Annotated in this window: 9 protein-coding genes; all 9 read left to right on the top strand. The window is 48.3% G+C overall.

Features of this window, described 5'->3' with window-relative positions; all coding sequences use genetic code 11:
• The first annotated feature begins 10 nt into the window (after positions 1 to 10).
• On the top strand, positions 11 to 1504 hold the full coding sequence (locus AC1XUF_RS20200; protein WP_483343639.1) for a RagB/SusD family nutrient uptake outer membrane protein: 1494 nt from the start codon (positions 11 to 13) through the stop codon (positions 1502 to 1504).
• A gap of 4 nt (positions 1505 to 1508) precedes the next feature.
• Positions 1509 to 2441: a hypothetical protein gene (locus AC1XUF_RS20195; protein ID WP_483343638.1), complete on the top strand. Its 933-nt coding sequence runs from the start codon at positions 1509 to 1511 to the stop codon at positions 2439 to 2441.
• A gap of 218 nt (positions 2442 to 2659) precedes the next feature.
• Positions 2660 to 4438: an FAD-dependent oxidoreductase gene (locus AC1XUF_RS20190; RefSeq protein WP_483344037.1), complete on the top strand. Its 1779-nt coding sequence runs from the start codon at positions 2660 to 2662 to the stop codon at positions 4436 to 4438.
• A 302-nt stretch (positions 4439 to 4740) separates the two neighbouring features.
• The gene (locus tag AC1XUF_RS20185; protein WP_483343637.1) at positions 4741 to 5670 is read left to right on the top strand and encodes an FAD:protein FMN transferase; all 930 of its coding nucleotides are present in this window, start codon (positions 4741 to 4743) and stop codon (positions 5668 to 5670) included.
• Entirely contained in the window at positions 5667 to 8234 is a 2568-nt protein-coding gene (locus tag AC1XUF_RS20180; protein ID WP_483343636.1) for a glycoside hydrolase family protein, read from the top strand. Before AC1XUF_RS20185 ends, AC1XUF_RS20180 begins: the two co-directional genes overlap by 4 nt.
• 114 nt (positions 8235 to 8348) lie before the next feature.
• Complete coding sequence (locus tag AC1XUF_RS20175) at positions 8349 to 10070, top strand: sodium:solute symporter family protein (RefSeq protein WP_483343635.1); 1722 nt, start codon at positions 8349 to 8351, stop codon at positions 10068 to 10070.
• 33 nt (positions 10071 to 10103) lie between these two features.
• A complete protein-coding gene (locus AC1XUF_RS20170; RefSeq protein ID WP_483343634.1) occupies positions 10104 to 12131 on the top strand; it encodes a glycoside hydrolase family 2 protein in 2028 nt (675 codons plus the stop codon).
• Positions 12132 to 12191: 60 nt separating this feature from the next.
• Complete coding sequence (locus AC1XUF_RS20165) at positions 12192 to 14468, top strand: FAD-dependent oxidoreductase (RefSeq protein WP_483343633.1); 2277 nt, start codon at positions 12192 to 12194, stop codon at positions 14466 to 14468.
• 195 nt (positions 14469 to 14663) lie between these two features.
• Positions 14664 to 15776 carry a sulfite exporter TauE/SafE family protein gene (locus AC1XUF_RS20160; RefSeq protein ID WP_483343632.1) on the top strand — a complete coding sequence of 371 codons (1113 nt, stop codon included), beginning with the start codon at positions 14664 to 14666 and terminating at the stop codon, positions 15774 to 15776.
• Positions 15777 to 15789: the final 13 nt, after the last annotated feature.

Genomic DNA, 15789 nt, shown 5'->3' with positions numbered 1-15789 from the left:
GCATTATAATATGAGAAAGACGATCAAATTAACAGCCAGTCTGAGTATTCTGGGAGCCACTCTTCTGCTTCCCTCCTGTCAACTGGACGAAACGATTTATTCATCCATTTACACAGAAGATTTTTACAAAACAGCAGCCGACGCGGAAAAAGGCCTCGTGGCCGCATACGGGGCATTTGGAAGCCTTGGCGGAGGACCTGCACTTACCCTGATCGCGGATTTCAGCGACGACCAGACTTACCCTCGCGGTGTGGTTGGCAGAAACACGCTCACCATGTTCACTTATGATGTCAATTACACCACTCAGAAAAGCAACAGCCGAGTCAACGAATCCCCGCAGCAGATCTGGCAGTCGTGTTACAGCGGTATTGAAAAAGCCAACTGGGTTATCGCCAAAGTACCCGACGCTACCATGGACGAGGTACGTAAAAAACAGATCCTGGGAGAAGCATACTTCCTGCGTGCGTTCTATCATTGGTTTCTGTCCAAAAACTTCGGGGACATACCGGTTAAAATCACACCCAGCTATACAGAAGAAGAAGCTTTGACCGCCAAAAGCCCCAAAGCTGATGTTTATAAGCAAATTTATGCGGATCTGGATCTGGCCACTTCGGCGGGACTTACTTCGTTTCCAACAGTGGCAAAAGGCCGCGTTTCCAATGAGGCCGCCATGGCGCTTTATGCCAAAGCTGCATTATACAATGATGATTGGGGCAAGGCACTGGAAAAAGCGAAGCTGGTTATCGCTTCCAACAAACATGCACTTTTGCCGAATGTATGGGATGTTTATCGCTACGATAACGAAGACGCGGCGCGGCTGGAGAACATATTTGCCTATGAGGCCGATCCGGTATCTCCCGGATTGGGCCATCAGTTGGTAGGCCTGTGCGGACCAGCGGGCAGCGCGGCACCGGCCTATGCCAGAACTTCTTATGGTTCTATGTTCGCCTACCAATCGTTTTTCAATTCTTTCGATCCAAAGGACGCCCGCAGGACGCTTCTTGATACTAATTACGTTGATAAATCAGGAAAAACGGTAGCACAGAAAAACATTACCCCGATTACTACGGATGGTGTTTTGATCAAAAAATACCAGGACCCGGTTTCGACCATTGGAATGATCCCCAATATTCCGATCCTTCGCATGGCCGATGTGTACCTGATTGCCGCAGAGGCAGAAGCGCGCCTGAACGGGCCAACCGCCGATGCCTATGCATATGTAAATGCGATCCGCAAGCGCGCCGGCCTGCCGGACCTGAAAACAGGCCTTACCAAAGAAGCCTTTGTGGATGCCGTGATACAGGAAAGGGCCTGGGAGTTTTTCGCAGAAGGCGACCGCTGGTATGATCTGACCCGTACCAACAAATTCCTGACAGTCATCCCAAAAGCTGTAAACAGCGTGTACCCGGTCAGAAATGTAACTGCTAAAAATCGCTACTTCCCGATACCGCAGGACGAGATCAACGCGAACTCGAAACTCGAACAAAATCCGGACTGGAAATAACACGATGCTCTTCCACGTCATTTTCTTTTTGCTGACGGCTTTTCATTCCCCCAGTCCGGGGAATGAAAAGGTACGTGAGTTCAGGGTTATAGAAAATGATACGCTGACTTACACCTTAAAACTCGCTCTCGACGAATCGGGCCGGCCACAATATTTTTTCAGGAACATCTTCACGCCGGTTTGCTATACCGGCGAGTGCAAACCAGTTTATATCAATTTTTATTGGGACCTGCTCGGGAATTACATAAAGTATGATTTGCCAAAAGGGAAAATACTGACCAAAGTAGACCACGACGAGTTTAATCAGGAGGACTATGAAAAGTTACAGGACATTCTCGCACAGTCCAACTCCATTTTTGCCGATTTAAAAATGGAAGACCTGATCGTAAAAGGCACCGAAGATCTAGCCGATTCTGTGGATGCAAAAGCCGGGGCCACTTTAAAAACGATCAAAAATCAGGTGATCGACGGAGCGGTTTATACTTGCTTTACGCTATGGAAAATCGCTTACGGAACAGCAGTCCCCGAAATGAAAAAGATCATCGAAGGCTACAAAAGCGAACAGCTTCTGCACAGCTTTCTGACCAGCAACAATTACCATTACCAGTATTGGGCGATGGAGAAAGTGATAGACCCGAAAGGCAATGTCCAGCCTGGCTATGAAGGCGATATTGAAAAAGTGATTGGAGGAAAAAACATTTTCATCGCAAAAAACACCTTGCAGCGGGTAAACGACAGATTTTTAACGGGGCAGAAAAGGCAGGACTGGCTTTGGGAAACCTATCAAAAATCCTCCTACACATTGCAGGTCGCCATTCTGAAAAAGCTCCAATCGATTGCTATCAATGATTCATTGAAGAATAATCTAAAAGCGAGTCTGGAAAAATCGAATGAAGAACAAGCGTCGCTTATCAATCAAATACTGACAAAAAACTAATCATGAAAGATATCTCTGCCAATTTCTCTAAATCTCACTCTGAGATTCTCAGAAAAAATCTCTCTGGGATGATCTGCAAAATTCTATCAGAGATCCCCGAGCTGAAGCCCGGGGCAATCGAATCTATTTGGCTCGCCGAATTCAATAAGTGGCAAGCCAATTTCATTTTCTGTCGGCTTAAGCCGACGGGCAACGGTGCGGCGGGAATTGCTATCGCAATGCTCTCCCTTTTTTCATTTTGCGCAGCGGCACAAAATCATGTTTTCGTGGAAACTGAATCCTTTACGGACAAAGGCGGCTGGGTGATTGACCAGCAATCATTTGTGGTGATGGGTTCGTCCTACATCATGGCGCACGGCATGGGGCGCCCCGTCAAGGATGCGACTACTAGCGTGAAATTCCCGAAAACCGGCAGGTACAAAATATGGGTCAGGACTAAAGATTGGGCCCCGTTCCCTAAAGGACCGGGAAAATTCGAGATCAGTATCGATGGCAGGAAAGTCAACCAGGTATTCGGGTCGAGCGGATCGGATGTATGGAAATGGTACGATGGCGGCGAAACAGACATCAAAACAGATCAGGTGAAGCTGACATTGAAGGACTTAACCGGCTTCAACGGACGCTGCGATGCGATTTTGTTTACCGACGACCTGAAATTTACACCTCCTAATGATTTTGAAGCGCTGACCGCATTCCGTAAAAAACTGCTGAACCTGACCGATAAACCCGTCGAAGCAGGACGGTTTGACATAGTGGTCGTCGGTGGTGGCGTTGCCGGGACTTGCGCTGCTATTTCCGCTTCCCGAATGGGCCTGAAAGTAGCGCTGATCCAGGACAGGCCCGTCTTAGGCGGCAATAACAGTTCTGAGATCCGCGTGCACCTGATGGGTGATGTGGACAAAAATCATTATCCCAAACTGGGACGTATTGTAAGGGAAATGGACAACGGGGACCCTGGAAATGGAAACCCGGATGCCAAAGAATATGGTGACGCCCGCAAAATCTCGATTGTGAAAGCAGAGCCCAATATTTCACTATTCCTAAATACCCATGTTTACAAAGTTGAAAAGGAGAATGATATCATTACCGCAGTAGTGGGCAGGGATATCGCAACCAATAAAGAAACCCGCTTTGCGGGCTCATTCTTCTCCGATTGTACCGGCGATGGAACAATTGGTTACCTGGCCGGCGCGGAGTTCAGAATGGGACGTGAAAGCAAGGCCGAAACCGGGGAATCCTTAGCAGCTGACAAGGCCGATGATTTCACATTGGGCACCTCCAACCTGTGGGCCTCATTGGAAAAAGACTCTGTCTCGTCCTTTCCCGAAACGCCCTGGGCGATCCAGTTTTCGGACGAATACCATATCGATGAGCCCAAGGCCGACTGGCAGTGGGAAACAGGATTTGGTAATTTCAATACCATTACCGATGCCGAGAAGATACGCGACCACAACCTCCGGGCGATCTACGGAAACTGGTCGTATCTGAAAAAGAACAAACCCGCCAAATATGCGAAACGTGAACTGGCCTGGGTGGCTTACATTGGCGGAAAGCGCGAGTCGCGACGCATGATCGGCGACCATATCCTCAATCAAATGGATATACAGGAAGGTAAGTTTTACCCCGATGGCTCGGTAACTGCCACCTGGACGATCGACCTGCATTTCCCCGACGCGAAAAACAGCCAGTACTTTGAGGGACAAGAGTTTTTTGCCGGAACCAAACACATCAAAGTAGCGCCCTATACAATCCCTTACCGCTGTCTTTATTCCAAAAACATCCAAAACCTGTTCATGGCCGGACGGAACATCAGCACCACGCATGTCGCATTCGGCAGCACGCGGGTAATGCGTACCTGCGGGATGATGGGCGAAGTAGTTGGCTTTGCAGCCTATCTGACGACCAAATACAAAACCACGCCAAGAGGAGTTTACACCGATCACCTGCCTGAACTGATGACGATCCTGAAAGGCGAAACCGTAGCGCCACAGCCTTAATGAGATACGCCCTGCTTTTTTTAGTTATTTTCTTGTCTCCAAGGTTGGTACGCGTCCCTCAGTCAGCTTCCCGCCTACCGTCAGCTAAAGCAAACGGTCACTTAGCTAGCGCTCCGGGGCGAGTCCGGCAGCCCAGTCAATTACCGTTGACTTTAGTCGAAGGAAAGGCACAAAGTCACTTTGCTGACGAGCCTCGGCGAACCCACAAGCCCAGTCAACTACCGTTGACTTCAGTCGAAGGAAAAGCACAAAGTAACTTAGCTAACGCGCCGCGGCGAATCCACAAGCCCAGTCAATTACCGTTGACTTCAGTCGAAGGCTTGGCCCAGGGAACTACCTACCACGTTAAGTACTACGACCAGCTAAACAGGAATTTTAAGTCAGAAATAGATTCAATTCTTCAAGATTTCGACCATAGCCTGTCGCTCTATAACCCGGAATCAGAACTCAGCAATTTCAACAAAAACGATGCTATCACTTTCAAAACGCCTTATTTCTATCCGGTTTTGAAAAAATCACAGGAAGTATATCAAGCCACAAACGGCGCTTTTGATCCTACTGTCATGCCGCTTACGGAAGCTTATGGATTTGGGGCAAAAATGGTTGAAGACCCTGAAAATGTGAATGTGGACTCTCTCCTGAAACTGGTTGGCTTTCAGAACATTCAGTTTGATTCAATCACGATCCGGAAAAACAAAACCGGTGTGAAACTGGATTTCAATGGCATTGCGCAGGGTTATTCGGTTGATGTCATAGCAGCTTTTTTAAAAAACAGGAACATCGACCGGTATATGGTTGAAATTGGCGGCGAGGTACTTTGTGAAGGATTAAAAGAGGAAGGCAAGTCCTGGGTAGCAGGTATTGAAGACCCGCTGCATCCGGGATCCCTGGTTGCCACGGTAAGCCTCCATGGCAAAGCCATGACGACTGCCGGAAATTATCACAATCATTTTACACGCCATGGGCAGGTTTTCAATCATATCATCAATCCCAAAACCGGCTCGATGGAACAGACTGCGCTATTGAGCGTCACCGTATTTGCTAAAGACGCCATAACCGCCGACGGCTACGATACCGCGTTTTTTGTGATGGGATTGGAGGCGACGAAAGCTTTTTTATCCGAAAGAAAAGACCTGGATGCCTACCTGATTTATACCAATGCAAAAGGCGGCGTGGGCATTTTCGCGACCGAAGGGATCAAGAATTTAATTAAAGAAACCACCAGACCATGAGATTATATTTCGCTGCTTTTATATGTTTTACAGCTCTTTCCAATGCTTACGGACAGAAAAAATACGCGGGCAGTCTGTCCAATGAGCATATTGCCATTCACTTCCAGAAGAACGAAGGCAGTTTTGGAATTGCAAAAATTCTGATCAAAAAAGACGGAAAATGGGTCGAAGGGCTTACGCCATCTGGCGAATACACCTTGCTGTATTCCGACACAAAACCTTCTGCCGAGCCCAAAGAAACATTTGAAAAAATAACCGGCGGAAAATTTCCCGAAGACAATTACCATTACCAGCAGGAACAATGGAAGGAGAGCACCACGGAAGTTTCGCTGAACAAGGCCGGCCAGGTTTTTCACTTCCTGCCAGGAACTCTTTTGGTTAAAAAAAATGAGCTGGAATTCACCCAGGAAACCGAAGTGGCGACAGTCAAAGCCAACTGGAAACTGGACCCGCAATTTCCGGGTGACATTCAGGTAACCATGCGATTGGTCCCCCGAAAAAAGGGATATTTCTCATTGGCAACACCAACATTGGCTTTTGTTCCGGTAAGCCAGATGGCATGGACATCGGTACCGGGTTACTTTCAAGGGAATTTTATCCAAAAGAATTTTGCATTGGCATACGCTTATGGCCATGGTATTCCCGACAGGCCGGTGGTTTATCGCGAGAGGTGCGCGACGACGTTAAGTCCGTTGGTAAGTACCAAAAACGGCATTACGCTTTCCGTTATCCCCGAGCCTGGACTGGCGCGGGACCCCTGGGCAAAAGATAAAATTACGCAAACCGATTGGCAGCTAGGGCTTTCGCACATGAACAGGAAGGCGCAGCTTTCGCCGACATTATACTACCCGGTTTTAGGTGAACAAAAATCAGAACGCAATGCGGGTGAGGAAATTGGCTACTCGTTCCGTTACAGCCTGAGTGCCGGTGACTGGTTTGGGGCCATCAAGCACGCGGCAAATGATATTTACAAATTCCATGAAACATTAAGTCTGCGACAAAGCAAGCAGGCGCTGACCGATCGCATTGAAAAGATGCATCATTACCTCACCGATCCCAAAACTTCACTTTGGAATATCGAAGAATTTGAGGGAAAACAAATCGGCGCACAATCGTACCTCGGTGGTGTGGTCGGCTCCGATAAAGACGCAATGAAAAACGCGGATTACGGTGCAATGTGGATGCTGGCCCATGCGACCAATGATCCCGAATTGAAGGAAAAAGTATTGCCGCCCGCATTGAATTTCAAATTGGTGCAGCAGGAAACCAAAAAAGGCTTTTTCGACGGCGCTATTGAAGGGCAGTATTACCTGGCCAAAAGCAAAAAGTTCGTGGAAGAATGGGGCGAAGTCGTCGAGCCCATCGCGCTGACTTATTATGTGTTACTGGATATGGGTAACATGCTTTTGTTTGAACCCAACAACACCGAATTGAAAGAAAGGCTGCGGTTGGGGGCCGACAAACTCCTGAGCTGGCAAAATGCCGATGGCAGCTGGGCCGTAGCCTACGACCGGAAAACAGAGCAGGAATTATTCAAAGATATTAAAGATGTAAGACCAACATTCTACGGAATGATCGTCGCTTACCGGCTTTTAAAAGACGAAAAATACCTGAAAGCCGCGCAGAAAGGGGCTGATTGGTTTGTGAAAAATGCCGTGGAAACCGGCGCGTTCCTGGGCGTTTGCGGCGATGCGCGCTATGCTCCCGATTTTGCAACCGGGCAATCGGCACAGGCGCTTTTGGATCTGTATGATTTGACGAAAAACAAAAAATACCAGGATGCGGCGGTGACCTGCGCCAAGATTTATACGGCGTCGATCTACACGCATCCCATCGCAAATCATAATCCAAAAATAGTCAATGGTACCTCCCGCGAGGATTGGGAGATCAGCCAGACGGGTCTGAGTTTCGAGCACGGCGGCATTTTTGGTTCTGCAACGCGGCATGGGCCTATCCAATTAGCAAGCCACGCGGGGTTATTTATCAGAATGTACCAACTCACCGGCGAACAGATTTTCGCCGATATGGCGCGTTCGGCAGCCATCGGACGTGATGCATTTGTAGACAGCAAAACCAGCGTTGCCTCCTACTATTGGAACGCCATGAACAGGGGCGCAGGCCCCTACCCGCACCACGCATGGTGGCAGATCGGCTGGATCACCGATTATTTGCTATCGGAAGTCGCATTGAGATCAGAAGGAAAAATCATATTCCCCAGAGGATTTGTAACCCCCAAAGTAGGCCCGCACCAGACTTATGGTTTCGAGCCGGGAACTGTATTTGGCGATAAAGCGAAACTGGTGATCCTGGAAGGATTCGCAGTGCCTGACAAGCCTGCAATCGACGTCATCACCGCCAAATCGACTTCGAAAAACAGCATTTATGTGGTGCTGCTGAACAATGGTGCAGCGCCAAGTGACTTTTCTTTGAAACTTGATGAGAGTAAGATGGGGGAATCGAAGAAGATAGCAGCCATAAAGTGGCTGGGAAATAGTCAAAGCGCTAACATGAAACAGATTAATATTACTGCATTTGGCATTAAGACCATTGAAATTAAATTCTAATGACAACTCACTCTTTCTCTCTCTAATTTCCGTCGCCTGAAGGCGTCGGCAAGTGATTTACAGTTAGTTCCCGTCACCTTGAGGTGACGGATGACAATATGAACAAATTTTTTTATGACCAACACCATTGATACCATTGTCATTCTCGTCTTTTCCGCGTTCGTGATGGGCATTGGGATGTTATTCGCAAGGACGGGAAGAAATTTGAAATCGTTTTTTGCCGGAGGCGAAGCGGTCCCCTGGTTTATCGGGGGGCTGTCGCTTTTCATGAGTTTTTTCTCTGCAGGCACATTTGTAGCCTGGGGCTCTATTGCCTATAAACATGGCTGGGTGGCGATCACGATCCAATGGACGATGTGCATCGGCGCGTTGATCACCGCGCTTTATCTCGCTCCTCGCTGGAAAAGAACGGGTGCGTTAACAGCTGCGGAATTCATTCGCGAGCGGCTTGGCTTGCCGGTCCAAAAGACCTATATCTTCATTTTTACGCTGGTTTCGGTTTTTATCAAAGGCTCGGTTTTGTATCCTGTTGCCAAGCTCGTTAGTGCTTCGCTGGATCTGCCACTTGTGCCCTGCACGATTGGACTGGGGCTTTTTATGATTGCCTATACGGCGGTCGGCGGGCTTTGGGCCGTGATGGTCACGGATATTTTGCAATTCGTGGTTTTATCGGCGGCGGTTTTCATCTTGCTTCCGTTGTCATTTGATAAAGTGGGCGGCTGGGATGGTTTTAGCAAAGCGGTTCCCGATGATTTTTTCAATTTGTTGAATGGGGAATATACCATCGGTTTCGTCGCCGCATTTGTCATTTATCATATCTGCTACATTGGTGGTAACTGGACGATGGTGCAGCGCTACACCAGTGTGGACAGCGAAAAATCCGCCAAAAAAGTGGCCTTTCTTTTCGCAGGATTGTACCTGATCAGTCCGGTGATCTGGATGTTTCCGCCGATGATTTATAAGGCAATCAATCCTTCGCTAACCGGTCTGGATACGGAAAATGCCTATCTGATGATCTGCAAACTGGTGTTACCTCCCGGGTTATTGGGGTTAATGCTCACAGGAATGTATTTCTCCACTTCGGCCAGCGCCAATACCGCGTTGAATGTCGTTTCGGCGGTTTTTACCAACGATATTTATAAAGGAATGGTCAACCCGAAGGCTTCGGACAAACAGCTGATCCGGGTTGCGCGGGGTTCTTCGTGGTTTTTTGGACTGGGTATGATCGGGATTGCGCTGATGGTCCCGGCGGCTGGGGGTATTGTGGAAGTTGTTTTGAGCATTTCGGCTATATCCGGAGGGCCGCTTCTTGCACCTCCGCTTTGGGCGTTGTTTTCCAAAAGACTGAACAGCAAGGTCACATTGTGGGTTACAGGTATCGGGCTGAGTGTCAACCTGTTTTTCAAAATCCTTGCCCCGCTCCTATTGGACTTCAAACTATCCAGGGGTATGGAAACCATTGTAGGCGTGGGACTTCCCCTTTTGCTCTTGCTGGCTTACGAGCTTTGGGCCGGCTCTAAAGATATCATTGCCAAAGAGTATCTGACTTACCTTGAAACCAAAGAACAAAAGCGCATTGACGCATTGGAGATCAATGCAGAAGAAGCGATGGAGATCAAACGTCAGAACCGGTTTGGCTTGCAGGTGATTGCGGGTGCATTGCTTTTTACGGCAGTGATGCTTTTTATATTGAGTGTTTTGACCACTTCCGGGGCAATGATCACGGCTGGCGTAGCGACGGTTGTTCTGCTTTCTTCTTTGATTCCGTTCTCGGCGTCGAGGAAGGTTATTATACATGAGATTTTACCAATTCAAGAAAATCATCTGCACGAATAACTTAAATCCTTTTGAATCCTTTCTACCCTTTTTATGAATTATAAATTTAAAACATTCCTGCTGCTAGTGCTCGTTTTGACCTTAGAGACTGGTTTTGCCCAATACAAAATCCGTGATAAACACGCAATTCCGCTGCATGGCGAATGGCTGTTTGCGCTCGATCCGGCCGAAACGGGCGTGACAGGTAAATGGTATATGGATAAGGTCGCGCAAAGCAACCGGCTCGACAAGGTAACGGTGCCGCATTGTTTTTCGGCCGATCCCCGATTCGAACATTACACCGGAACGGCCTGGTATCGCAAGAATTTTCCGTGGAAACCGGTCGCCGGCAAGCGCATCATCCTGCATTTTGAAGCCGCTTATTATCAAACGCATGTCTGGCTCAATAATCAAAAAATAGGCGAGCACGAAGGTGGTTATACACCTTTCAGTTTCGACGTGACTGATTTTCTGAAAGACGGCGATAACCTGCTGGCGGTTTCTGTCAACAATGATACCTGGAAACCGGGCACCATTCCGGGGGCGAAGGATAATGGCGAAATCAATGATCCTTTTATGGGCTGGCTAAATTATGGTGGATTGATCAGGCCGGTATATTTGACGGTAGAGCCGGAAATTTATGCCGAAAACCTGAAAATAGATGCGCTACCTGATCTCGCCAAGGGTACCGCCATTCTGAAAACCAAAATCAGGGTTCGCAATGCTTCCAAATCGGCTGCTTCTCCTAAAATCACTTACCAGATTATTTTCAATGGAAAACCGGTCCCTGCCCATATGAAAGGTAAATCTGAAAGCATTGGCGCCGGGCAAACCGCACTGGTAGAAGCAGAAACAAGCCTTTCAGCTACGCAGGTGAAGTTATGGGAGCTGGACGATCCGAATTTATACCAATTAAAGGTCACTGTGGGGGAAGACTCCATTGCTTCGAATTTTGGGATCAGAAAGGTGGAAGTGAAACATGCACAGTTGCTTTTAAATGGAAAATCCATTCGTGTCGGGGGCGGAAACCGGGTCGTAGACTATCCCGGACTTGGCTCAGTGGAACCGGATTGGCTGATCGAAAAGGATTTTAGATTGATGAAAGAGGCAGGTATGGAGTTCCAGCGGCTCACGCACTACACCCCCTCGGAATACTTCTACGATCTGGCCGACCAATATGGCATGCTGATCATCACCGAGGCCGGGAACTGGCAGCTTACGCCCAGACAAATGGACAACGACACGATCCGAAAAAAATTCCGCTCACAGTTTACCGAGATGGCCGGACGCGACTGGAACCACCCGTCGGTGATCGCTTATAGTGTCGGTAATGAGTACTATTCCGACAGCCCTGCCGGCCAGCGCTGGACGAAAGATATGATCGCTTTTGCGCGCGAACTGGATCCGACACGGCTTTACACATTTGCTTCCATGCGTTTGAATGCATTCCAAAAGAAACCGGAAGAAGAATCGAGCCAGTATGTTGATTTTGTTTCTACCAATACGTACGGCAATCATGCCAAAGTACTGGACCACATTCATACCTTATATCCCGACAAACCGATCCTGGTAAGTGAATGGGGCGTGCGGGCCGATGCCAAAGATGAAGCCTTTCAGGCTCAGCATATCACGGACCTGATGGTAGAATTCAGGAAAAGGCCATATGTGGTGGGTACCTCCTGGTGGACCTACAACGATTACCAAAGCCGCCACCACGGAACCAACGCAAACGGCTACCGCCCCTGGGGCATTGTCCGTGGCGATCGATCCTTTCGACCGGCCTACACGGTTCATCAAAATGAATATTCGCCGGTGACCATCGAAAAAATGGGTTTCAAGACCGGCGGGCAGGGCGATCATCAGCTTACGGTTCGCATCCAGGCGCGAGGCGACTTCCCAGCAAGGGTAATCAAAGGATATCAATTGAAAGCAAACGCTATCAGCATCACATTGCCCGATTTGAACCCGGGCGAATCGAGTGAAATAGACATTCCGGTAACTGGTTTTGACAAACAAATCCACATCAAAATCTCAAAACCAACCGGCTTCACGGCCATTGAAACAGACCTTGAATTGAAATAATTATAAATCGTTGTTCCGGCCCTTTGCAAAATGCCGGACAAAAAGTAACGACCTGACAAAATGTTAAGAGAAGAAGGATCTGATAAAAGAGCGCCGAAAACCATTGCATCCTCGGCAGACCTGGTAATTGTGGGGGGAGGATTGACCGGCACCTGTACCGCGATTACCGCAGCGCGGGCGGGCCTGAACGTGACGCTGATCCAGGACAGGCCGGTGCTGGGAGGAAACTGCTCGAGCGAAGTGCGGCTCTGGATATTGGGCGCTACTTCTCACATGGGCAATAACAATCGCTGGGCGAGGGAAGGCGGCGTGATCGACGAGATCATGCTGGAAAATATATACCGGAATCCGGACGGCAACCCGCTGATCTTCGATACGGTATTATTGGAGAAGGTCGTGCAGGAAGAGCATATCACGCTTCTCTTAAATACCGCTGTTTACGATCTGGATAAAAATACAGAAACTGAATCTATCACCGCAGTACATGCATTTTGCAGTCAGAACAGCACCAAATACACGGTTACCGCTCCCCTTTTCTGCGACGCTTCCGGGGACGGGATCGTCGGGTTTCTGGCTGGGGCTGCTTTCCGAATGGGAGCTGAATCCGCTGACGAGTTTGGTGAAAAATTTGCACCTGACAAGGCTTACGGCGAGTTATTGGGTCACTCTATGTATTTCTATTCGAAAGATGCAGGCCGCCCTGTCAAGTTCATTCCGCCATCCTTTGCATTGCAGGATATTACCGAAATCCCCCGTTATAAAACCTTCAACCCGAAGGATTTCGGGTGCAGGCTTTGGTGGCTGGAATATGGCGGAAGATTAGATACCGTCCACGATACCGAAAAAATCAAATGGGAATTATGGAAAGTGGTTTATGGTGCCTGGAACCATATTAAAAACTCCGGCGAATTTCCTGAATCCGAAAATATGACGCTGGAGTGGGTCGGTACCATCCCCGGTAAGCGGGAAAGCCGTCGTTTTGAGGGGGATTATTTGCTAAAACAGCAGGATATTGTAGAGCAAAAAGCGTTTCATGACACAGTCGGTTTCGGCGGCTGGAGTCTCGACCTGCATCCTGCTGATGGTGTTTACAGTGACCAATCGGGTTGTAATCAATGGCATAGCAAAGGGGTTTACAGCATTCCCTACCGTTGCTATTACAGTAAAAACATCAATAATCTTTTCATCGCTGGCCGGATCATCAGTGCCACGCACGTGGCTTTTGCCTCAACCAGGGTGATGGCGACAAGTGCCATGGGCGGGCAGTCTGTCGCAATTGCAGCTTCGATTGCTAAGAAATACGGTTGTTCCCCACGCGAAGTGGGTGAGCTGCACCTGAAAGAATTGCAATTGGAGTTATGGCGTTCGGGCCAATACCTGCCTCAGACCAACATTACAGATCCGGAAAATCTGGTAGAAAAAGCGGTTGAAATAAGCGCATCTTCCAGTTTAAAGCTGAAAAGTCTGCCGGGATCGGATCATTGGGCTGCCATTGAACATTCAGTGGCGCAGCTGCTTCCTGTAAAAGGGAAAATGCCTTCCATTACCGTTTGGATTGAAGCTTTGGAAGAAACTGAGCTGGTAACGGAGCTCCGTAAAAGCAGCAAGGCATTCAATCATACGCCGGATGTAACACTTGGTTCGAAAACCTTTCATTTGGGTGCAGGGAAGCATGAAATTACATTGGACTGGGTAGCCGAATTTGACGAGGAATGTTATGCTTTTATCTGTTTTATAAAAAACAGCAACATTAAAATCCAGTATAGCGATAAGCGGGTTACGGGGTTGTTAACGGTTTTTAATGCAACAAATCCCGCGGTTTCAAATTACGGGAAACAGGAACCGACAGAAGACTTAGGTGTGGATACCTTCGAGTTCTGGTGCCCCCAACGCCGGCCCGAAGGGCGTAATCTGGCGTTCAAACTGAGTGAGGCGATCACCTTGTTTGAGACGCAAAACATCCGCAATGGCCTGCATCGGCCAATAGCCTCCCCCAATGCATGGGTGGCAGATCCCGCCGACCGCAGACCTCAGATTGGCATTCAATGGGAAGAGCCGGTTACGATTTCCAGGGTCGACCTTGTATTCGACACAGACTTTGACCATCCGATGGAAAACGTGATTTATGTTCATCCTGAAACAGTTATGCCGTTTTGCGCTACTGAAATCGGCATTTATAACTGCAAGGATGAGCTCGTAGCCAGCATCTCCGACAACCACCAGACCAAGAGAACCATCCATTTTTCCGAGCCGGTAACGACGCAATACCTCAAAGTCAGGGTAATCAATCCCAACCCCGATATACCCGCATCGCTGATGGAAATACGATGCTATTGATTGGAGCTCTGTGTTTTTTATTCTTTGAAAACTAACAATTTGATCTTAAATTTACCGCCCTGAATAGCAAACATCCGTTTGCTATTTTATTGAAAGTTTACTCTATAATAATAGTATACTACATAGACTTTGAAGGAAGCGGCGGACTTTTTACCCTCATCTGAAACAAATTCTTCTAATTGGGAATCACTCGATGTGGCTTACATCGCAAGTGGTGATCCTGAGGAAGATCGCCGTCTGGCGGTTCTGGCGAGAGAAAAAGGTCAGGTGGTGTATCTTCGGGATCTGCCGGAAGAATCTGACATCCGGTTCGCAAATGCTCCCGCAAATGCATACCAACAAAAGGCCTCCCCTCCTGTTTCCAGGAATAATACAAAAATACCGCTAACCTGGGAAACGATTCAGCAGAAGATTTGGGCGGCAACAATCAGAAAAAGAAGCCGCACAGAAGTCGCGGTGAATATCTTCTCAGCGATCGCCTTGATGATCGTGGGTCATTTGCTTTTCACTTTTTTTACCTACGACCGCCTTACTGTTCTCTGGAACGACCTTGAACTAAACGAAAATTTCTTTTACTATGTCCTCGGCGGGTTTGTGGCGCAAATGATCGATGGCGCATTGGGCATGGCTTACGGCGTTACGGCGTCCACGTTTTTGTTGACTTTGGGCGTACCGCCATCTGCGGTAAGTGCAAGCGTACATACTTCCGAAATCTTCACAAGCGGTGTTTCAGGTTATATGCACCTGAAATTCGGCAATGTGAACAGCAAGCTGTTCAAGAAGATTTTGTTCCCTGGCGTGCTCGGCGCAATCACCGGGGCTTACCTGCTTTCATCGCTTGAAGGATATATTTTCATCATAAAGCCTTTGGTGGCAGTATACACGTTGATTCTGGGAATTCTTATTATTCAGAAAGCGTTGAAGAAACGTGTCGAAAAACGGCCTATCAAGCAAATAGGCTGGCTGGCAATGGCGGGAGGCACGCTGGATTCGATCGGGGGAGGCGGCTGGGGGCCAATCGTAACCTCCACTTTGATCGCCAGAGGACGTCATCCGAAATATACCATCGGCTCAGTGAACCTGGCTGAATTTTTCGTCTCACTGGCAAGCTCGGTAACATTCATCAGCATCATCGGATTCTCGCATTGGCAGGTTGTACTGGGTTTAATATTAGGAGGGATGGTTTCCGCACCTATAGCAGCAAACTTGTCGAGACGGCTGCCGATCAAAACGATGATGATCATGGTAGGTACCATCGTCGTAATTGTTAGTTTGAGGATTATCTATATGGTTCTGAGCAGCTTATAGCCGCACAGGACCT

The organism is Dyadobacter sp. HNCC25DJ185, assembly GCF_056895195.1.
The sequence above is the reverse complement of the archived record's forward strand: the minus strand, read 5'-3'. Positions and strand labels throughout refer to the sequence as shown.

Bases quoted from the DNA above. Each gene is read 5' to 3' on its own strand.
- AC1XUF_RS20200 (WP_483343639.1), top strand. From the start codon at position 11: ATGAGAAAGACGATCAAATTAACAGCCAGTCTGAGTATTCTGGGAGCC.
- AC1XUF_RS20195 (WP_483343638.1), top strand. From the start codon at position 1,509: ATGCTCTTCCACGTCATTTTCTTTTTGCTGACGGCTTTTCATTCCCCC.
- AC1XUF_RS20190 (WP_483344037.1), top strand. From the start codon at position 2,660: ATGCTCTCCCTTTTTTCATTTTGCGCAGCGGCACAAAATCATGTTTTC.
- AC1XUF_RS20180 (WP_483343636.1), top strand. From the start codon at position 5,667: ATGAGATTATATTTCGCTGCTTTTATATGTTTTACAGCTCTTTCCAAT.
- AC1XUF_RS20175 (WP_483343635.1), top strand. From the start codon at position 8,349: ATGACCAACACCATTGATACCATTGTCATTCTCGTCTTTTCCGCGTTC.
- AC1XUF_RS20170 (WP_483343634.1), top strand. From the start codon at position 10,104: ATGAATTATAAATTTAAAACATTCCTGCTGCTAGTGCTCGTTTTGACC.
- AC1XUF_RS20165 (WP_483343633.1), top strand. From the start codon at position 12,192: ATGTTAAGAGAAGAAGGATCTGATAAAAGAGCGCCGAAAACCATTGCA.